The sequence below is a fragment of the Rheinheimera tangshanensis genome, from assembly GCF_014645135.1.
GTDB lineage: Bacteria > Pseudomonadota > Gammaproteobacteria > Enterobacterales > Alteromonadaceae > Pararheinheimera > Pararheinheimera tangshanensis.
In genome coordinates this window covers 336,445-356,716 of the sequence record NZ_BMLH01000004.1, presented here as the reverse complement: position 1 = coordinate 356,716, position 20,272 = coordinate 336,445, and the positions used below count along the sequence as shown (strand labels likewise).

At 45.8% G+C, this 20,272-nt stretch carries 21 protein-coding genes and 3 tRNA genes; 5 read left to right on the top strand and 19 right to left on the bottom strand.

Annotated features, from left to right (window positions below):
* Positions 1–6 precede the first annotated feature (6 nt).
* From deoD to IEW88_RS10600, 3 genes are all read right to left on the bottom strand, one after another.
* The gene (gene deoD / locus IEW88_RS10610; protein ID WP_053425245.1) at positions 7–711 is read right to left on the bottom strand and encodes a purine-nucleoside phosphorylase; all 705 of its coding nucleotides are present in this window, start codon (positions 709–711) and stop codon (positions 7–9) included.
* 13 nt (positions 712–724) lie between these two features.
* Complete coding sequence (locus tag IEW88_RS10605) at positions 725–1,927, bottom strand: phosphopentomutase (protein WP_053425244.1); 1,203 nt, start codon at positions 1,925–1,927, stop codon at positions 725–727.
* Between the two features lie 137 nt (positions 1,928–2,064).
* Positions 2,065–3,681 (bottom strand): methyl-accepting chemotaxis protein, encoded by a 1,617-nt coding sequence (locus tag IEW88_RS10600; protein ID WP_147904162.1) that lies wholly within the window; start codon positions 3,679–3,681, stop codon positions 2,065–2,067.
* A 171-nt stretch (positions 3,682–3,852) separates the two neighbouring features.
* Between IEW88_RS10600 and IEW88_RS10595 the strand changes: the two genes are divergently transcribed.
* Positions 3,853–4,548 carry an SDR family NAD(P)-dependent oxidoreductase gene (locus IEW88_RS10595; protein WP_147904161.1) on the top strand — a complete coding sequence of 232 codons (696 nt, stop codon included), beginning with the start codon at positions 3,853–3,855 and terminating at the stop codon, positions 4,546–4,548.
* On the opposite strand, the gene IEW88_RS10590 is transcribed toward IEW88_RS10595, so the two are convergent.
* Both IEW88_RS10590 and IEW88_RS10585 read right to left on the bottom strand, forming a co-directional pair.
* The gene (locus IEW88_RS10590) at positions 4,429–4,953 is read right to left on the bottom strand and encodes a 2-amino-4-hydroxy-6-hydroxymethyldihydropteridine diphosphokinase (protein WP_147904160.1); all 525 of its coding nucleotides are present in this window, start codon (positions 4,951–4,953) and stop codon (positions 4,429–4,431) included. The two genes, IEW88_RS10595 and IEW88_RS10590, sit on opposite strands and share 120 nt — an antisense overlap.
* A gap of 15 nt (positions 4,954–4,968) precedes the next feature.
* A complete protein-coding gene (locus IEW88_RS10585) occupies positions 4,969–5,742 on the bottom strand; it encodes an MBL fold metallo-hydrolase (RefSeq protein ID WP_147904159.1) in 774 nt (257 codons plus the stop codon).
* A 186-nt stretch (positions 5,743–5,928) separates the two neighbouring features.
* Here IEW88_RS10585 and IEW88_RS10580 point away from each other — a divergent pair, with 186 nt between their 5' ends.
* Positions 5,929–6,924: an extracellular catalytic domain type 2 short-chain-length polyhydroxyalkanoate depolymerase gene (locus IEW88_RS10580; RefSeq protein WP_147904158.1), complete on the top strand. Its 996-nt coding sequence runs from the start codon at positions 5,929–5,931 to the stop codon at positions 6,922–6,924.
* 17 nt (positions 6,925–6,941) lie between these two features.
* On the opposite strand, the gene IEW88_RS10575 is transcribed toward IEW88_RS10580, so the two are convergent.
* Positions 6,942–8,765, bottom strand: coding sequence for a M61 family metallopeptidase (locus IEW88_RS10575; protein ID WP_147904157.1), 1,824 nt, complete (start codon positions 8,763–8,765; stop codon positions 6,942–6,944).
* 193 nt (positions 8,766–8,958) lie between these two features.
* On the opposite strand from IEW88_RS10575, the gene hxpB reads away from it, so the two are divergent.
* Positions 8,959–9,669, top strand: a complete 711-nt coding sequence (hxpB, locus tag IEW88_RS10570; protein ID WP_147904156.1) for a hexitol phosphatase HxpB — start codon at positions 8,959–8,961, stop codon at positions 9,667–9,669.
* Positions 9,670–9,908: 239 nt separating this feature from the next.
* On the opposite strand, the gene IEW88_RS10565 is transcribed toward hxpB, so the two are convergent.
* The 13 genes from IEW88_RS10565 to hemA form a co-directional block, all read right to left on the bottom strand.
* Positions 9,909–9,984: transfer RNA gene (locus tag IEW88_RS10565), tRNA-Phe, on the bottom strand.
* Positions 9,985–9,994: 10 nt separating this feature from the next.
* Positions 9,995–10,070 (bottom strand) — tRNA-Thr (locus tag IEW88_RS10560).
* Between the two features lie 49 nt (positions 10,071–10,119).
* A tRNA-Phe gene (locus IEW88_RS10555) sits at positions 10,120–10,195 on the bottom strand.
* Positions 10,196–10,316: 121 nt separating this feature from the next.
* Positions 10,317–11,168: a 3-deoxy-8-phosphooctulonate synthase gene (gene kdsA, locus IEW88_RS10550; protein WP_053425237.1), complete on the bottom strand. Its 852-nt coding sequence runs from the start codon at positions 11,166–11,168 to the stop codon at positions 10,317–10,319.
* A 46-nt stretch (positions 11,169–11,214) separates the two neighbouring features.
* A complete protein-coding gene (locus IEW88_RS10545) occupies positions 11,215–12,000 on the bottom strand; it encodes a tetratricopeptide repeat protein (RefSeq protein ID WP_147904155.1) in 786 nt (261 codons plus the stop codon).
* A 69-nt stretch (positions 12,001–12,069) separates the two neighbouring features.
* Entirely contained in the window at positions 12,070–12,444 is a 375-nt protein-coding gene (locus IEW88_RS10540; protein WP_053425235.1) for a SirB2 family protein, read from the bottom strand.
* Between the two features lie 82 nt (positions 12,445–12,526).
* The gene (locus IEW88_RS10535) at positions 12,527–14,080 is read right to left on the bottom strand and encodes a response regulator (RefSeq protein ID WP_147904154.1); all 1,554 of its coding nucleotides are present in this window, start codon (positions 14,078–14,080) and stop codon (positions 12,527–12,529) included.
* 196 nt (positions 14,081–14,276) lie between these two features.
* Positions 14,277–14,540 carry a Txe/YoeB family addiction module toxin gene (locus IEW88_RS10530; protein WP_185148589.1) on the bottom strand — a complete coding sequence of 88 codons (264 nt, stop codon included), beginning with the start codon at positions 14,538–14,540 and terminating at the stop codon, positions 14,277–14,279.
* A complete protein-coding gene (locus IEW88_RS10525) occupies positions 14,533–14,787 on the bottom strand; it encodes a type II toxin-antitoxin system Phd/YefM family antitoxin (RefSeq protein WP_147904152.1) in 255 nt (84 codons plus the stop codon). The genes IEW88_RS10530 and IEW88_RS10525 overlap by 8 nt, the downstream gene beginning before the upstream one ends.
* A 229-nt stretch (positions 14,788–15,016) precedes the next feature.
* The gene (locus IEW88_RS10520; RefSeq protein ID WP_147904151.1) at positions 15,017–15,268 is read right to left on the bottom strand and encodes a hypothetical protein; all 252 of its coding nucleotides are present in this window, start codon (positions 15,266–15,268) and stop codon (positions 15,017–15,019) included.
* Positions 15,269–15,499: 231 nt separating this feature from the next.
* On the bottom strand, positions 15,500–16,372 hold the full coding sequence (gene prmC, locus IEW88_RS10515; protein ID WP_147904150.1) for a peptide chain release factor N(5)-glutamine methyltransferase: 873 nt from the start codon (positions 16,370–16,372) through the stop codon (positions 15,500–15,502).
* Entirely contained in the window at positions 16,359–17,450 is a 1,092-nt protein-coding gene (gene prfA, locus IEW88_RS10510; RefSeq protein WP_053425232.1) for a peptide chain release factor 1, read from the bottom strand. Before prfA ends, prmC begins: the two co-directional genes overlap by 14 nt.
* 19 nt (positions 17,451–17,469) lie before the next feature.
* Positions 17,470–18,717, bottom strand: coding sequence for a glutamyl-tRNA reductase (hemA, locus tag IEW88_RS10505; RefSeq protein WP_147904149.1), 1,248 nt, complete (start codon positions 18,715–18,717; stop codon positions 17,470–17,472).
* Between the two features lie 100 nt (positions 18,718–18,817).
* Between hemA and lolB the strand changes: the two genes are divergently transcribed.
* Both lolB and ispE read left to right on the top strand, forming a co-directional pair.
* Complete coding sequence (lolB, locus tag IEW88_RS10500; RefSeq protein ID WP_185148588.1) at positions 18,818–19,429, top strand: lipoprotein insertase outer membrane protein LolB; 612 nt, start codon at positions 18,818–18,820, stop codon at positions 19,427–19,429.
* Positions 19,417–20,262: a 4-(cytidine 5'-diphospho)-2-C-methyl-D-erythritol kinase gene (gene ispE, locus IEW88_RS10495; RefSeq protein ID WP_147904147.1), complete on the top strand. Its 846-nt coding sequence runs from the start codon at positions 19,417–19,419 to the stop codon at positions 20,260–20,262. The genes lolB and ispE overlap by 13 nt, the downstream gene beginning before the upstream one ends.
* Positions 20,263–20,272: the final 10 nt, after the last annotated feature.

Here is a 20,272-nt window from a genome sequence, read left to right as displayed (position 1 = left end):
TATTCCTTAAACCAAAGCTAATGCGATTTCAACCATCTCATTAAAAGAGGTCTGACGTAATTCAGCACTTAAAGCTTCACCTGTGCGGATATGATCGCTGACTGTCATAATAGCCAGAGCTTTGATACCGAACTCAGCTGCTACGCCATATAACCCTGCAGCTTCCATTTCGACACCTAATACACCATACTTTTCCAAACGATCAAACAAGGTTGGATCAGGGTTGTAAAACAAATCTGAGGTAAATAAGTTACCCACTTTGACATCAATATTTTTGGCACGGGCAGCAGCGACAGCACGTTCCAGTAAACCATAATCTGCTAAAGCGGCGAAATCCAGATTGCCACCTAAACGATTACGGTTGACGTTTGAATCTGTACTGGCCCCCATAGCAATGACCACGTCACGCACTTTAACATCCAGCGGTAAACCACCACAGGAACCAATACGAATGATGTTTTTTACACCATAAAACTTGACCAGTTCAGTGGCATAAATAGACATAGAAGGAATGCCCATGCCAGAGCCTAACACGCTGACTTTTTTGCCCTGATAAGTACCGGTATAACCGAACATATTACGCACTGTGTTGACACATACCACGTCCTGTAAAAAGGTGTCGGCTATATGTTTAGCGCGCAGTGGGTCGCCAGGCATTAACACGGTTTCTGCAAAAGCGCCTTCAGGCGCATGAATATGAGGAGTTGCCATGATTTACTCTAAATTAAGAAGCTAAAAAGGATTGGCCATAAGGCATGGCCGCTAAATCAAAATAGTCGGCCAGACTCTGGCCCATATCAGCGAAACTTGCTCTTTCGCCTAAATCTTTCGCAGCGCGGTTTTTACCGTAAAACAGCACTGGTACATATTCACGGGTGTGTTCTGTTCCTACCCAGGTAGGGTCACAACCATGGTCGGCGGTTAATAGCAGCACAGCATCTTCATCCAGCGCAGCCATAATCTCCGGTAATCGGGTATCAAAATACTCCAGCGCTTCACCATAACCAATAGGATCACGGCGATGGCCATAGTTCTGATCAAAGTCGACCAGATTGGTAAACACCAGGCTACGTTCTGGTGCTATCGCCATTTCGGCCAGAGTTTTATCCACTAAAGCTGCTAAACCTGTAGCTTTTACCTCTTTACTGATGCCCTGATGTGCATAAATATCGGCAATTTTACCAATGCTGACCACAGTACCACCCGACTGAGTCAGAGTATCCAGCACTGTAGGAGCAGGAGGTAAGACCGAATAATCTTTTCTGTTACCAGTTCGGGCATAGTTTGTTGCTTCGGTGCCTAAAAAAGGACGGGCAATCACCCGGCCAATGTTATAACTATCCAGCAGTTCCCTGGCTATTTCGCAGAACTGATACAGCTTGTCCAAGCCAAAATGCTCTTCATGAGCTGCTACCTGAAATACGCTATCAGCCGAGGTGTAACAAATAGGTTTGCCGGTTTTGATGTGCTCATCACCCAGCTTCACCAGAATATCAGTGCCTGATGCATGGCAATTACCCAAAATGCCAGGCACACCAGTGCGACGCACTAATTCGTCAATCAATTCAGTCGGGAAGCTGCTTTGTTTATCATGGAAATACCCCCAATCAAACAACACAGGCACACCGGCAATTTCCCAATGACCGCTAGGCGTATCTTTCCCACTGGAGAGTTCACGGGCATAACCATAGCTGCCAACTAAAGTTGGACTGTCGTCAACTAAAGCCATTTCACCACTGGCAGCAAAACCAGCTTTAACCAAACCTAAGCTAGCCAAATGAGGCAACTTTAACTGGCGGCCTTTGGCTTGAAAAAAGGCTTTGCTGATGCTGGCAAAGGTATTAGCGCCGACGTCACCGAACTTATCTGCATCGGGAGCACTGCCGATACCGAAACTGTCCATCACTAGAATTACTGCTTTTGACATACTTACCTACCTATTACGTCCCCCATCATAAACATATGATGAGGTTCGGTACAGCCAGCCACAAGTGGCAAAATTAAAAAGGGCACGCAGCTTATGCAAAAACGTGCCCTTTGGCAATCCCATCTTTTTACATTCTGCTAACTGATTTTGAATTTTCCTACTAAGCCAAATAAGGTATCTGACAACTGGCGGATCTCATTCGACAGCCGATCATTATCTTTGGCTATATTTCCTGCTGCACTGGCCTGATCATGCAACGCATAAAGGTTCTTAGTAATTTCCTCCGACACTATAGCTTGCTCTTCAGTCGCGGAAGCGGTTTGGGTCGCCATATCATTCACCTTAATGGATGATTGTTGTAACTGGCGAAATACTTGTTCGGCCTGAGAAAAACTACTGACGGTTAAATCTGCGTTAGTTTTACCGCTGTTGATGGCAGTTGCAGCCTCATTTACCCTACTTTGCAGGGCTTGTATCATTTCCTGAATATGATTGGTACTTTGCTGAGTTCTGGAGGCTAAAGTACGGACTTCATCTGCCACCACTGCAAAACCACGTCCCTGCTCTCCGGCACGAGCCGCTTCAATAGCTGCATTTAATGCCAATAAGTTAGTTTGTTCAGCTATGCCCCGAATTACATCCAACACCGAAGCTATATTTTCAGAGCTGTTTTCCAGCTCGCCTGAACAGGCCAGAGCTTTATCCACATCTTTGGTTAAATTGGCCATACTTTGAGTCACACTGTTGACCACCACTAAGCCACGCTCAGCACTGATTTTGGCTTCGTCGGCTTCATGCGCCGAATCTGTGGCAACTTGCGCCATTTCTTTGTTTGCTAAGGTCATTTCGTGCACTGCACTGACAATAGAATCAGAGGCTACATTCAGGGAGCGGGTAATATCATTGGTTTTTACAGCAGATTCAGACAGTACCTGAGTTAACTTACTTAGCTGAGCTGCCTGTTGCAGCACTGACGCTATCAAATGACATAAATTGGCAACAAAACCATTAAACTGTTCTGCCAGCGCGGAAAATTCGTCTTGTGAGCTGGTATCCAGCCGAGCAGTTAAATCACCATCACCGGAAGCAATTTCAGATAAACGAGCCGTCAAGGCATTGATTTGTGTAGTCAAAGATTTAGGCACACTGTAGCTAAACCAGCCAGCAATCAACAAAATAACAGCGGTAATACTGTAGGTCGTATTCTGAAAAAAACTGATTTCGGATGTCAGAACTTGTTGCTCGCTAATGGATTTATTTAACGCAGCTTCGCCTGCTTTATCCAGAACACTACGAAGCGCGGCAAATTGAGTCTGCTCCTCAGTAACAAGATCAGCGCCAGCATTACCTGCTCTGCTTGCTGCAAGCAACGCATTTACGCTTTGATACCATAACTGATAATCCTGTTCAAATTCTGCAAATTGCTGCTGTACATCCGGATAACTCTTTAAAAATTTTAAATAATCAGCAAATCTTTGTTTCACTTGCTGAGCATTATCCTCCACTTCAGTTTCCAGTGTGGCACTGTCACCTTGTTTAGTCAGGTGCATAGTGGTCGCTAGTTTTGCCTGATATAAATCCCGGTCAGCATTTAAAACCACAGAAATAGCCTGTAGAAAATTATCAGCCTGTATCGCTAATGCATTCTTTTGTAAGCCAGACAAATAGCTGAACATGGAGACAACAATTAATAAAGTGAAAGCCAGAATAAGCATAGGTAAACTGCTTTTAACTCTGATACTGTGCAGATTCATAGTGAGTCCTTGCAAGGGTGTAAGACTGCACTAAGTATTGATAACAGAATGACTTTTGCCAAATTTTTCGAAAAATAGTTCTGTACTATCGTGAAGCGGCACTACTGCTTCGTGATGAACTAAAGTAGCAACTCCACGTATATGTCTGCGAATAAACAGATGGGGATTGGAATGAAGACAGCAGTAATTACAGGCACAAGTCGTCGCCTTGGTGCATATCTGGCAGAAAAGCTCAGTGCGGAGGGTTATCTGGTATTTGGTTTCACCAGGCAGATAAATCCTGAACAGCAGTATCTGACACAACTTGTTGTGGACTATCAGTCGGCAGACTCAATTCTTTCTGCAGTAGAACAGCTAAAGCAACAATGCTCCACTATTGATCTGTTGATCCACAACGCGTCTTTGTTCGAGAAAGATGAATTACACACCGAAGATACAGTGGCTTTTTATCAGGCTTTATTTGCTGTGCATATGCAGTTACCGGCGCTATTAAATCAGCAGTTAGCGCCACAGATAGCAAAAACGCCTGGTGGTGGTTTAATAGTCCACGTTACTGACATTTACAGTGAAAATCCAAATCCGGCTTTTTCACTCTATTGCAGCACCAAAGCTGGACTTGAAAATTTAATGAAATCAGCAGCCAAAGCTTATGCTCCGCACATCAGGGTCAACAGCATTCAACCCGGTCCTATTATGTTTTTACCAGAGCATAGCAAGAGTGAAAAACAGCAGGTGATGCAACAAACCTTAATCGCAGAGGAAGCGGGTTTCGAGCCAATTTATCAGGGCGTCCGGTTTTTGGTCGACAATAAATTTGTCACCGGTTTGAGCCTGAAAATAGATGGCGGCAGGTCGCTCGGAAAATAACTGGCTATCGAATTGAATAGGCGCGGGTTTACTGGCTGGGTTAAACACTTGTTGAATGTAAGACTCAGTCAGTTCAGTTTTCCATGCTTCAGACCAAAGTGGCTGACTACAAATAATGTCTAAATCGCAGCTGCGATCTTTAACACTTCGTTGCGGATCGCTTCTGTCGCGTCCGAGCGACTCTTCAATACGACAAAGCTCCGCCTTTAATGCAGAGGCCGACAGCTGTGTTCTCAATACGAATACCGAATTGATAAATACATTGCTGGACTCAACCAACTCTGCCTGAGTATAAACGCGTGGATACAAATACAGTGAACCAAAGGTTTTAGCTAAAATGCTGATTGCTTCGGCCACATGCTGCTCAGGTTGAATATTTGAGCCTATCGAAATCACGTAAAACATAAAACTCCTTTTGATTTAGTACATAGCTCTGACTGTTTGAGGCGTTTTACTCAACTGCACACGTTGTCCTTGCCTGGCGAAACCAGCAAAATGCTGCTCTACCATCTGTTGATAATCCGGCCAGTGGTCTTCATAGCTCATTAAATAGATTTTTTTACATAGCTCCGCCGGGTACAAACTCAGTAGCGAATGTACAGAAGCATGCACAGGGTTGTATTCGGTTAAGGTGACATCGTGCAAAACCAGATCAGGTTTTAGCTGCATGAGTAATTGCGGTATAGCTACGGTATCGCCTGAGTAAAAAACACTCTGATTGATCATCAAACCAAAACAAACCTTGCCTGGTGTATGAGAAACCCGGTGTAACTGATAAAAATTACCGAACAACTCGAACTCATCACCTTGTAATAGCTCGAGATCAAAGTAATCGGAAAGCTCATTTTCGCCTTCGCCATTTCTCGCCAGAACACCTTTTAAGCACTGATGCCACAACTCGTCATACAGTTCATGATGCAAAATCAACCGTGCTTTTTTCTTATATTTGTAACGGCCTTCATTCGCCAGTCGTTCCAGGCCGAACATATGATCCGCATGCACGTGTGTAATAAAAACTGCATCAATGTCTTGTAATTTTAACCCCTGAGCCGCCAGAGCGGGCTTGATGGTGTAGCCACAATCAATCAACATATTGCCTTGTGAATTGGTGACCAATGCATTGTTATTAAACAATGTATCAGCTTCTGAGTGACCACAGCCGAGAATTAACAGTTCATTGGAATTGGACAACATGGTGGATTTCTACCTGAATACGGGAGGCTTTTATACTACGACTTTTACAATGAATTGTATCACTGCATAAGCAGATCTTTTTACCAAAGCACACCTGACCAGTGACTGTACCTTAGTGCTATAGCATCAGCGACGTAAAGTGACCAGAATGAGGCACTGGCTTTAGTTTTCTCAAGGACAATTCAGATGAAAATCTTTCCTTTAACCTTATTAGGTTGCCTCGCTTTTGCTTTAAGTAGCACAGCCTCAGCTGATGTGCCTTTACTAACACTGAATTTAAAACAAACCACAGTGTCGGGTTTATCCAGCGGTGGTTATATGGCAGCCCAATTTCAACTGGCTCATGCCGATTGGGTAAAAGGAGCCGCCATAGTAGCGGCCGGACCTGTGTATTGTGCGCAGAATAATTTACTGACAGCCTTGGATCATTGCATTAATAAAATCACCAGTCCCATCCCTTTGGCTGAGCTTACCAGACAGTTAAAAGATTGGTCGGCTCAAGGCTTGTTGGCGTCTGAGGCAGAGATCAAACAAAGCAAAATTTGGTTATTGCATGGCACTGCCGATCAAAAAATTACCAAACAAGTGGCTGACACACTCTATCAGCAGTACCAAGAGTGGTTACCTGCAACACAACTCAGTTATGTGCAGGATAAAAACTTCGCCCATCATATGCCTACGCTCAGCGAGGGCAGCGCGTGCAATAGCTCCGAAGCACCGTTTTTAGGCAACTGTAATTATGATGCAGCAGGTGAAGCGCTGAAGTTTATTCAAGCCGACTTAAAAGCGCCCGCCACTCAGAGCAGCGGCACTGTCTATCCCATTCAACAGCAAAAAATAGCTGGTCAGCTGGCCGCCACTATGGCGGAGCAAGGATATGTCTATGTACCAAAAAGTTGTGAGCAAGGACAGAGCTGTACTTTGCATATCAGCTTTCATGGCTGCAACCAGCATGCAGACGCAGTTGGGATGGCTTATGTCGAAAAAGCGGGCTTTAATCGTTACGCCGACAGCAACAATATAGTGGTGCTTTATCCACAAACCCGTGCTTCCAACCTAATGCCAATGAATCCACAAGCCTGTTGGGACTGGTGGGGATACACTGATGCTAATTATGCCAACCGTAAAGGTCAGCAAATTCAAGCTGTTGTTAAATTAGTTCAATCACTGAGTAGCAAATAACTCTGGACAGAGCCCAGCTACCGCTGGGCTTTTAACCATAAAGCCCTTCTCGCTAACTGCGCCGTAGTCGCCTCTTTGTTTTCTGTTAAAACCCAGCTTGGATCCGCGCTAAAAGTTACTTGTGTCGTATAAGTTTTACCGCGACTGCGAAAACGCAACTCTGCACTCTCCCCGGCTTGATGACGAGCCAGCGCTTTGTCCCACTGAGCTTTAGAGCTTAATTTGTAACGCCCCAACGTTAAGAGCACATCACCTTTGTCCACCCCTGCCTGATACAAAGGTGTACCAATCAAGGTATTACTATCGACTTTGAGCGCTTTATCCTGTTCCACCAGCGTGGCTGCAGTTAAAAAAGCTTGAGTCGGTTTGGCTGCAGCTAACTCTAACCCCATAGCCACAAATAAGGCTTCAAAATCAGGTAATTGCTGGCCGTTGACATAATGGTTAAAGAAGTTCTTTGCAAAATCCGGATTGGCCGTCAGCTCAGCCAACGCCTGCTGCAGATCCTGCTCAGTATAAGGACGGCCCACTTTGCCGTACTCCTGCCATAACTTTCGCATCAACAGATCCAGGCTTAAACCTTCAAATTGACTCCTTAAGGTTAAATCCAAAGCCAGCCCCAATACTTCGCCAAAGGTGTAGTAGGAAATATAACTGTTCGCATAATTAGTAGGGTCAACAGATATCGCAGCATCAACAAAAGGTGCCATCTCGCTCATGCCTGTAGCCGCAAAAAATTGTCTGCCCGGCGACTGCTGCACTTTATTTAGCGCTGTTACTGTTTTATCCAGATAAGTAGCCAAATCAAAATGCCCAGTGCGACTTAACACCAGTTTGCCGTAATAGTTGGTCACCCCCTCGGCGAACCATAAATTACGGCTCATATTGGCACGATGAAAATCAAAAGGTTCTAAATCGGCCGGGCGCAACCGCTCCACATTCCAGGCATGAAAAAATTCGTGCGATAAAGTTTCTATCTGAGCGTAATTTGCCTCTTTCAGCGAGCGCTCGTCGGTCAGAATGGTCGAGTTACGATGCTCCATACCATCGCCATCCACATCAGGCAAATAGTCGGCAATAAACAGATACTGGCCATAATCAAATTGAGGGTATTCGCCAAATATCTTTTGCTGCTCAGCCACTACAGCTTTAGCTTTTTCGACAAAGGTATCGAAGTGCTGCTCTGTCCCCTGATGATGCAGAGCAAGATGAATAGTAGCTTGCGACTGCTGATCGGCGACTTTCCAGCTGCGCTGGCTATAGGCGCTTAGTTCAACCGGGCTATCCATCAGATACTGCAAGTCAGGCGCCATATAACTGCCATCAGAGTGCAACTGAAGCTGAGTGGCTACTTTCCAGTTGGGATCTGGTAAATCAAAACGCAGAGAGGCGGGTCGCTGTGCATAATCCTCTGCAAACAGTAGTGTAGCAGGCATATTTAGATGTGCGTGAGTGCGATCTATCTGGTTATAGGTACCATCGCCCCTATCACCGTAAAGACGATACCTCACTATCACAGTACCATCATGCTGCCCCACAGACCACTGACTAGGGCTGATACGCTGCAAAGGTAAAAGATTGCCTGCACTGTCCGTCGCGTTCAAATCATAGATATTTTTCGCAAAAGCATGAGGCGCGTAACGACCCGGCGAGGCACTACTCATACTCAGCAATAAGTTAGCTGAGCTAACCCCTTGAAATCGTGCCTGAATAGCGGCCTCATGGTGCGCTCTGTTGCTAAACGACAACTGATAACTGACTGCAGGTTTCAACGGAGTTTCTGTGGCAAGCAAGCTGAAACTCAATAAAGTGAGCGAAGACAAGGCAAAAAGCAGACGCACTGTGTAATCCTTTTTAGCTATCCAGAGAACTACGATAGAGCAAATAGCGACTAAGTCCAATCTGTCGCATACGACTTCGTCGCAAAAACACTGTCATGTACGGAATTTCAGGGATAAAGACCAATAAAGCTATGGTACGGAGCTGGTGGCTGTTGAATAATAAAGCCAGATACAGCACAGAAGGAGTAGTCAGGTGGTTCAGGCAGTTATTTTTGATATGGATGGGGTACTGATTGATTCTGAACCTTATTGGGCTGAAGCCGAGCAGCATGTGTTTCGCCAGTTAGGCGTGAAACTGGATCCGGCTATTACCTCACAAACCAGCGGTATGACCACAAGAGCAGTGACTGAACTCTGGTTTAAACATTCGCCATGGCAGGGGTTGAGCGTTGAACAGGCAGAACAAGCTGTGATTGACTATGTAGCTGAAGCAGTGCTCAAACGCGGTGTGGTGAAAAAGGGTGTACTGGAGCTGTTGCAACAATTGCAAAGCTGGCAAATTCCGGTCGCACTGGCCACTAATTCACCAGGATCACTGATGAATACTGTGCTGGACAAGCTGCAAATTCGTCCTTACTTTCAGGCTTTATGCTCCATTGAGCTGGTTACACAAGGCAAGCCCAAACCAGAAATTTACCATTTGGCCGCCAGCAAGTTAGGTGTAGCTTCAGAACATTGTCTGGTCTTTGAAGACTCAGTCACGGGTTTAACCGCAGCCAAAGCGGCAGGCATGAAAGTAGTAGCACTGCCCGCGCCACATCACTGGCACAGAGCTGAATATGAACAAGCCGAAAGCCGTTTAGCATGTTTTAGTGACATTCAGCCAGAGCATTTTAAAGTATGGGGATTTGAGCAGATGTCATTGGATTCAGGTTGGAGTGCAGAACGAACGGCAGAGATGTAGTTCTTCAGCAGGATAAAGCCTCTGAACGACAGAAAGCAAAAAGCCAGTCAAAGACTAGCTTCTCAACAACACATCTAAAAGATAGTGCCCAGAGGCGGACCAGGGTTGCCCGGAGCAAACCGGAACAGCTTTAGCTGGCCCGCAGGGCGAACTACATGGATGTAGTTCGTACTCGAAGATGGAGCCTTTGGGCATGAAATAAAAAAGCCAGTCTTGTGAGACTGGCTTTTTTATTTTTATGGTGCCCAGAGGCGGAATCGAACCACCGACACGCGGATTTTCAATCCGCTGCTCTACCGACTGAGCTATCTGGGCGTAACGTGAATGGTGCCGCTTATCCGAGTCGAACGGATGACCTACTGATTACAAGTCAGTTGCTCTACCAACTGAGCTAAAGCGGCAACCTAAACCGGGTGACAGGATTACAAAGCAACCACATCACAAAATCTATGGTGCCCAGAGGCGGAATCGAACCACCGACACGCGGATTTTCAATCCGCTGCTCTACCGACTGAGCTATCTGGGCAACGGGGGGTATTAAACGGATTTCGGCTACCCAAGTCAACTTATTTTTTAGTTGCTTGAATCGTTAGCTTAATACTTGAACAAAGCGGACATTTTTTAAGAGTTTTGCCCGCATTTTTCCATCAATTCGCCGATGTATCCAAAGGCGCAAAAGATTTGACCAACTGATCCAATTCTTTCATTTGTTGCAGATAAGGTTCCAGTTTTGCTAAGGGTAAAGCACAAGGACCATCGCATTTGGCTTCATTTGGATTCGGATGCGCCTCGATAAACAAACCAGCTAAACCCAAGGCCATACCAGAGCGGGCTAACTGAGCAGCCTGAGCGCGACGACCATCGGCCGAATCAGCACGGCCACCCGGACGTTGTAAAGCATGGGTTGCATCAAAAATCACCGGCGCATATTGCTTCATATCGTCCATGCCCAGCATGTCGACCACCAGGTTGTTATAACCAAAGCTGGAGCCGCGTTCGCAAAGGATAATTTTATCGTTACCCGCTTCCTGAAACTTGGTGATGATATGACGCATTTCGTGCGGTGCTAAAAACTGTGGTTTTTTCACGTTAATCACAGCACCGGTTTGCGCCATCGCTATGACTAAATCGGTTTGACGGGCTAAAAAAGCCGGCAACTGAATCACGTCTACCACTTCCGCCACAATAGCGGCCTGGTAAGGCTCGTGCACGTCGGTGATCAGAGGTACGTTAAAGGTTTTTTTAATTTCTTCAAAAATCTTTAAGCCTTCTTCCATGCCAGGGCCACGGTAGGAATGTACTGAAGAGCGGTTGGCTTTGTCAAAAGAGGCTTTAAAGACATAAGGAATGCCCAGCTTTTCTGTGACTTTGACGTAGTATTCCGCCACTTGCATGGCTAAATCACGCGACTCTAAAACATTCATGCCACCAAAAAGCACAAAAGGTTTGTTATTGGCGACTTCAATAGCGCCTACCTGAATGGTATGTTGGTTTGTCACTTAAAATTCCTCAGAAGAAATACCGGATACTTCGGCAATAATACTCTCAATGCAGCCACTGTGGGTAGGACGACAGCTGACGGATTTGCTGTTTCATATGATCATTCGACGGGTCGTCAGGCTTTTGCTCGACAAAATACTGATAATCGCTGATCGCCAAGGACCAATGATCCAAGAGTTCAGACAATAAGCCCCGCTCGCGGTGTAAATACGGATCTCCAGGCTTTTGCTCCAGCAAATGCTGCACCACAGCCATGGCTTGTTCCCGTTTGCCCAGCGCCAGCAACAGCTGCTTTTGTAGTTGCCAGAGACTGGCACAAAAGGCTGGGAAATTTACATCTTCTGTCGCCAGTTCCTGAGTAAGACTCAGCGCTAAACCATTTTCAGGGCTTAATAAACATTGCCAGGCGCCAGTGTATGGGTCGACCCATACTTTCTCCGCTTTAGATAAATGCACCTGCACCAGATATTCACCTTTGTAGCGCACTATATCGCTTTCAAACCCAGCTTGTTGCAACCAACATAACAGCAGTAATACCAACACCAGAGGGTCGGCTTCACGCTGATTAATAGCGTAACTCAATAAAGTTGGCTGATGCATCTCTTCAATCAGCAAGGGCTTGAGCGGGGGTGTAAAAAAGGCATCACGGTAAAAATTGTCTACATGACGAGCCAGCATATTCATCGTCAGCGTTTTTTCAGCACAGGCAGGAGCCATCGCCAACCAGCTTTCTTTTGCCTGCTGAATTTGCGCGGCATCCGTCCACTGCTGCTCTATAGCTAACAATAACTCAAGCAGGGCTAAGCCCTGCTGTTTCAACTCAAATTTCATGTACTACCCAATACAACTCAAAAGGACATCACACAAAAAAATGTCATCACCTGAAAACACAAAACCGATTTAACTCAAAAATAATGGAGTTTTAGTCACAGCTATTTTTGCAACTACAGCAAGCCAGCTTAATGCCCCAACAAAACCAACCCAGCGCATCAGCAAAGTACGACCTTTGAGCGCCATCACGGCCAAACCAATGTAAGCAAATAAACCAAACAGTTTTTCAGTCAGCCATGGGGTTTGAAATGGGTATTGCTGAATGGTCAGCATCAGACCAATAGCTGTCAGCAGCAAAAAGGTATCGACCACGTGAGGCGCAATTTTAAAGAACTTTTTTTGCAACAAAGCTGGCGCTCTTAAACTCAATAAAAACCGCACGGCCAGAAAAGACACACTGAGTGCAATAAACAGCATATGCGAGTGTTTTAATGCCATATACATAAGAAATAGTCCTTAGCTTGATTGAATGTCTGCAGAATAACAAAGCCACCCGCAGGTGGCTTGATTCACCGATGAGTCATACTCATTCTTCGTCTGGGTATTTTTGCAGTATTGCTTCGAGTTTGTCGACCCGGGTTTTAAAAATTTCGACCAGTTTAGGATCAAAATGTTTACCAGACTCGCTTTCAATCTTCTCCAGCACTTGCTCCAAAGTCCAGGCCGACTTATAACAGCGTCTGTGCCTTAATGCATCATAAACATCAGCCAACGCGGCAATACGGCCATAAATGTGAATTTCTTCGCCTTTTTTACCGCTGGGGTAACCTGAACCGTCCCATTTTTCGTGATGGTCCTGGGCTATCACTGCGCCCGCCTGAATGATAGAACGTTTGGAATTCTTTAAAATTTCATAACCTATACTGGCATGGGTTTTCATTACTTCCCATTCCTGGCCATGTAATTTCATTGGCTTATTCAAAATGCCATCCGGTATGCCGACTTTGCCGACATCATGTAAAGGCGAAGCAAACATCAGCTTTTCAGCCTCTTCTTCAGGTAAACCGTAGGCTTTAGCCAGATCGTAACAAATAAAAGCCACACGCTTAACGTGATTACCGGTTTCGATAGACCTGTGCTCCACAGCTTCACTTAAGCGATAGACAATTTCACGTTGGGTATCTTCAATTTCGCCTTGCAGCTGCACGTTTTCATAGGCTATCTGCACGTTTTGTGAAAACAGCTCTATTAAACGTTTCTGCGTGTCTGTCATTTGATTCGGTAAACCTGACACATATAACAAAGAACCGGAAGTGAATTTACTGGTGCAATAAGCCACTAAATAATTGTCGCGATAAACAATACTTCGGCTATGCAATGCCTGATGGAAGGCATCAAGTAATGGTGCATCCAGCACTTCGCTGATCTGCTTGCCCTCTTGTTTTTCAAACTGGCCTAAACCAGCAAAAACCACTAAACGCTCAGGGTCTGCTTCTTCATTGATATTACCGGCCACCAGTGATGAGGTCACCAGCAGGGCATTGTCATTGCAACCTAAAATAGAGGTCAGTTGCTGTAAAACGCCATCAATAAATTGTTCCATCGAGTGAGCGGAAAACAAATCAGCTGAGGCTGTAATAATTTTCTCAAGGCCTTGACGGCTGTGATCAATAGCCAGAATATCTCGGTAAGAACGTAAGCTCGACATCACTACGGTAAAAAGCTTTTGTGCCGTCAACTCAGTTTTGGATTTGTAGTCGTTGATATCGTAATTGACGATCACCTGACGCTCAGGCGCCTGGCCGGGCTGGCCGGTACGCAAAATAATACGCACATAATGATTGTGCAGATCTTCGCGGATATAGCGGGCAACCAGCAAACCAGCGTCGTCGGTTTCCATCACTACATCCAACAGCACTATGGCCGCGTCTGTGTGCTTTGCCAACATGTCACGGGCTTCACGGCCTGAGTAGGCACTAATAAATTCGAGGTTTTTACCCTGAAAAGAAAAATCACTTAATGCCAGTTTAGTCACCGCATGAACTTCAGGCTCATCGTCCACTATCAGTACTTTCCAGCTGCCTCGGGAAACAGACACTATTTCCTCAGGTTCCTCAGCAAATAAAAAATCATTTGCCATGCCACACTCCTTTAGCTTGCTGCGTTTTATCGCTTTGTGTTTATTTATATGCGCTAAACAAGGTTGGGTCAAAGCAAAGTCGTTGAAAATATAAATATTTTGGAGTGCAGTCTTGAAGGAAGCTTTACTGAGTCTTAAGGATCACTCTGGGTCAGAGATAAAGTGTCAGCAAGTCTAATTAGATAAAAGATTAAATTTAATAGTGGTAACGACACGAAATAATCGTAATTGCATGATCATCAACTGCGAAGACCAGTCTATTTGTATCATCTATACGACGAGACCAAAAACCAGCTAAGTTTTCTTTGAGTGGTTCTGGCTTGCCAATACCTTCAAAAGGTGAACGCTTTACATCACTGATCAGTTTGTTTATACGTTTAAGCGTTTTCTTATCCTGAGTTTGCCAATACAAATAGTCATTCCATGACTCGTCCGTCCATGAGAGCAGACGACTACTCATCAATCAAATCCCGTTGAGTCACTTGACCAGCTTTGTATTGTGCAATTGAACGATTCAAATGCTCAGCATTTGCAGGGGAACGCAATAAATGCACTGTTTCCATTAGGCTATTGTAATAATCCAGTGACATCACAACGGCATCTTCTGCATCACGACGAGTTATTACCGCGGTATCAGCATCATTGACCACTGAATCTAACACCGCTTTTAAGCTATTTCTTGCTTCTGTAAAAGACACAATTCTCATAAAACCTCCACATGTACAACTTACAGGACAAGTATAAGCTCAAAGCCCTAACTTGTACAACAAATGGAACAGGTAGGTTGAGGAAACAGCAGCGAGCCTGGCGAGAAAATACGTTGCTAAAGCACCAGTTAATAGAGCTTGTTTCAGGCTATGGCACTTTGCATTTGAATTTGCGAATTTAGGGGAGAGTAGACAAACTTCTCCCCTATTACTTTATCCATTTACCGAACTACCTTCTCGTTCGCCGCACAACGACAATTTCCTGTTCAATCAATTCAGCTTTAGTGTAATTGATAGCATCAGGTACAGGCTCCAACAAATACTTAGGTTCTGATACTTTTGAAGAAGGTGGAATAATAGCTTTAACGGCGTAAAAAATTCCTCCGGCAAATTTTAGGTATTCTTCAACTTTAGGAATTGAATCGCACCAGTAATGCTCCACAGAGGAGTCAGGAAACTGGCATAGTAATGTATGGGACATAAGTTTCAACCTTATAAATGGTCACAATTCGACCAAAGCAAGTATCCTATACACCAAATACCAAATCAACACAAATATTATATTTATCAATTACTTACAAACATAATGTTTACTAATCAATTTTTATATCGAGCTACAACCAGAGCTTTTACACCGTCACACGGGCACGGATAAACCGCGCCCTTACAGTGGGCTTTAAGAGAAGTAATTCAAAGAAAGGACAAAAAAAATTTAAGCGGGAAGCTGACCACCAGTAATACGCCATTGGTCGCCGTAGTCTTTCACCGATTGCACTTGTGTAAAACCAGCTTCAGTTAAAATCTGTTGTACTGCCTCGCTTTGCTGGTAGCCGTGTTCCAGCCATAACCAGCCGGATGGAGCCAGGAATTGTGGGGCTTGAGTGCAAATATGGCGGATATCAGCCAGGCCTTGCTCTGAAGCGACTAAAGCGGAGTCGGGTTCAAAACGCACATCACCTAAGGCTAAATGCGGGTCTTCTGCGTCGATATAAGGTGGGTTGCTGACGATTAAATCAAACTGCTGACCAGCCACAGCGTCAAACCAGCTGCTTTGTTTGATCTGGCAATTGGTTAGCGCCAACAACTGAACATTCTGCTTGGCCAGTTCTACAGCATCAGGTTGTAAATCAACGCCAGTCACAGTCCAGTTTGGCTTTTCTTTGGCTAAAGCTAAAGCTATAGCTCCTGTACCGGTGCCTAAATCCAGTACTTTGGCTTTCACAGGCAAGGGCAAAGCCAGGGATTGTTCTACTAACAGTTCGGTGTCTGGTCTTGGTATTAAGGTGCAAGGGGCAACAGCGAGTTTAAAATCCCAGAAATACCAATGGCCCAGAATATGCGCCAAAGGCTCACCGGTCAGGCGCCTTGTCAGCACAGGTTCCAATAACAACAACTGTTCTTGGGTAAGCTCACGCTCTGGATACAACATCAAAGTGGTAGCATTAATATCCAGCACTTCCAGCAGAATACGCCGGGCTTCCTGTTTTGCATCTGCAGGCACAGGGCCGGTTTCGAGCAAAGGAGTGAGTAACGCAGTAGCGTGTTGCAGCCACTGCGTTAAAGACAGGCTATTAACGGTTTTCATCAGCCAAAGCAGCTAACAAGTCGGCCTGGTGTTCATGACTTAATGGGCCTATCACCAGGTCTAAATCCCCTTCCATCACATCCAATAAACGGTAAATGGTCAGGTTAATACGGTGATCCGTTAAGCGGCCTTGCGGGAAGTTGTAAGTACGGATACGTTCAGAACGATCACCACTACCCACTAAAGAGCGGCGGGTCGATTCTTCCACTAAACGGCGTTTTTCGTCTTCCGCAGCCTGAATACGCGACTGCAACACGCTCATAGCGCGGGCACGATTTTTATGCTGCGAACGTTCGTCCTGACATTCCACCACTATACCTGTTGGTAAGTGAGTGATACGAATAGCAGAGTCCGTTCTGTTCACGTGCTGACCGCCGGCACCAGAGGCGCGGTAGGTATCTACTTTTAAATCTGCAGGGTTAATTTCGATGGCTTCGCTTTCTGGTACTTCCGGCATAATGGCCACAGTACAAGCTGAGGTATGCACCCGGCCCTGAGATTCAGTGGCTGGCACACGTTGCACGCGGTGACCACCGGATTCAAATTTCAAAATACCGTAAGCGCCTTCGCCCTGAATGCTAGCGATCACTTCTTTATAACCACCGTGTTCGCCGTCGTTGCAGCTGACAATCTCCACTTTCCAGCGTTTGCGTTCACAAAAACGGCTGTACATACGGAATACGTCACCAGCAAAAATAGCAGCTTCATCACCACCGGCGCCGGCACGAATTTCCAGGAAGCAGCTGTTGCTGTCGTTTGGATCTTTAGGTAACAACAGAATTTGTAAGTCCTGATCCAGCTGTTCAATCCGCTCTTTGGCCGCTTTGTATTCGTCCTGCGCCATTTCACGCATTTCAGGATCTGAGTCTTTCATCATCTCTTCAGCGCTGGCTAAATCATCCTGCGCCTGACGATACAAACCAAAGGCATGGCTCAGTTCTTCCAGTTGGCTGTACTCTTTAGACAACTCGCGAAAACGACTTTGGTCAGAAATTACGCCAGCGTCACTTAATAACGCCTGAACTTCTTCATAACGTTCGACCAGAGCTTCGAGTTTGCGGTACACCGATTCTTTCATGTTGTTTCTATTTACCTGATTACAGATCTAACAAAGTGTTGATCAAAGATTGTTGTTGAGGTTGCTCGTCCTGCAGTAACTGCCTCAGCGCCTTGGTTGGTGCGTGCATCAACCTGTTGCTAAGTTTAGTCGCAAGTTCAGCTAATACTTTTTCCGGGTCATGCCCTGCAGCAATTTGTTTGCCCGCTTTGGCCAGCAATTCATCCCGTATGGCTTCGCCTTTGTCGCGATAGTCGCGCACTACGTCCAACTGGCCATGCAAACTTAACCACTGACTGAATTCAGTCACGCCCTGTAAAATCATTTGCTCGGCTTCAGCCGCCGCTTCCTGACGGTTTTGCAGGTTTTGCAGCACTATGGACTGCAAGTCATCCACTGTATACAAATAGGCGTCTTCGAGCTCTGCCACTTGCTCTTCAATATCACGGGGCACAGCTAAATCGACAAAAAACATAGGCTTATGGCGGCGTTTTTTCAGTGCCTGTTCCACCATACCTTTACCGACAATAGGCAGAGTGCTGGCGGTTGAACTAATCACCACATCGGCATTGGCCAAGGCTTGTGGCACTTGAGCCAGGCTGACGGCTTCACCGTTAAACTGACTGGCGAGTGCCGCAGCTTTGTCATAAGAGCGATTGGCAACGGTAATTTTTTCCGCCCCCTGCTCCAGTAAATGTTTGGCCACCAGCTCTATGGTCTCTCCGGCGCCAATCAACAGCACTTTGACTTTACCAAGCTGGCCGAAGATTTGCCGGGCTAAACTTACCGCCGCAAAAGCAACAGATACGGCACTGGCGCCAATATCTGTTTCAGTACGAACCTGCTTGGCGACTGAAAAAGTTTTTTGAAACAAACGTTCAAACGCAGGATTAATTGTACCGGCCTGACGGGAATGGCTATAGGCCTGCTTCACTTGCCCGAGAATTTGTGGCTCGCCCAGTACTAAAGAATCTAGGCCACAGGCCACCCGCATTAAATGACTGCTGGCCTGCTGATCCTGATGCAGGTATAAATGATGCTGCAGTTCGGCCAGGTCCAGCTGATGAAATTTGCTCAACCAGTCAATTACTTGTTTCGATTGCTCGGCGCTGCCGCTAAAATACAGCTCAGTTCTGTTGCAGGTAGACAAAATCACTGCGTCGGACACCTGGGTCGTCGTCGTCAGATCCCGTAAGGCGTCCAAAATTTGTTCAGGCGCAAAAGCGACCTGCTCACGTAAGGAGACAGGTGCAGTTTTATGATTAATACCTAAAGCAAAAATGGTCATTCACCTGTTTGGCCCGTTTCGAAAAAACCGGCGTTCGTCAAAAAGAGGGCGAATTGTACGAAAAAGCCCAAACTAAAAAAAGCGTAGAGAAGGAATTAGTGTGTTTGCAGCGATAAAAACTGGTTGTTTTGTAGTTTTCAGTCTGATTTTGACAGGTTGTGCCAGCCAAAGCAGCCAGCTAAAACCAGTTATTCCCCTATCAGCCCAACAACGACAATTGCAATTAGAACAATTGCAGGAGTTTACACTGACCGGAGCCTTAGGTGTAAAAGCACCTCAAGAGAGTGTCAGCGGCAGTTTAAACTGGCAACAACAAGGGCCTTATTTTCAGGCCAATATGACCAACTTTGTGGGCATCAGCATTTTTGAACTGGAAACCGACGCTTTAGGCGCTACGGTTAAAGCAGATGGTGAAACTCATCAAGCACAATCAGCCAGTGCCCTGCTGGACTATTTATCCGGCTGGAGCTTACCTATTGAAGAAATGCCGCTTTGGCTCAAAGGTGTGGCAAGCCCGGAAAGCTTTAATCATCAATGGGATGCGCAGGGACGTTTAACCAGTTTTACTCTAAAAGACAGCCAAGAGCGGGACTGGCAGGTCAGTTATGTGACGTTTTTCCCAGATGCCTTAGCCTTACCCAAAGAAATCAGACTAAAAGCCCAGGCCGATGGCAGCAGTATTAAACTGGTGGTGAGTAAATGGCAACTTTAACCTTATCAGCGCCGGCTAAACTGAATTTATTTTTACATATTACAGGCCGCAGGGCCGACGGTTACCACAATCTGCAAACCTTGTTTCAAATGCTTGATTGTGGCGACCAGCTTAGTTTCACACTCACCACGGACGGTGAAATCCAGTTTAGTTGTTCAGATAAAAGCATAGAAAACGACAGTAATCTGGTGGTGCGCGCCGCTAAGTTACTGCAGCCTTTAGCCTCGGATAACGCAGGTGTAAAAATCCATCTGGATAAACAAGTGCCTATGGGGGGCGGTTTGGGGGGCGGCTCGTCGGATGCAGCCACTACCCTATTGGCACTGAATCAGTTATGGCAATTAAAGTTATCAAACGCACAGCTTTGTGAACTGGGCTTAAAGTTAGGTGCAGACGTTCCTGTATTTGTATTCGGAAAAACAGCCTTTGCACAGGGAGTTGGAGAAAAATTACAACCCGTTAGTTTGCCGCAAAAATATTACCTGATTGTGACGCCAGAGGTGCATGTCAGCACGGCTGAAGTCTTCGGCAACCCTGATTTAATCCGCAATACGCCCGTCATGTCCGTCAAAGATCTACTAGACTGTGACTGGAAAAATGACTGTGAAACTCTGGTGAAACGGCTCTACCCCGAGGTTGCAATGGTACTGAACTGGTTGATAGAATACGCGCCGTCCCGAATGACAGGTACCGGCGCCAGTGTGTTTGCCGAGTTCCAGGATGAATTAAGTGCCCGTCAAACCCTTGCAAAACTACCGCCACCGTGGCGTGGTTTTGTTGCTAAAGGGGTCAATCAGTCTGCTGTTTTGACTGAATTGGAACAAGCCGTATGACGCACAGCAG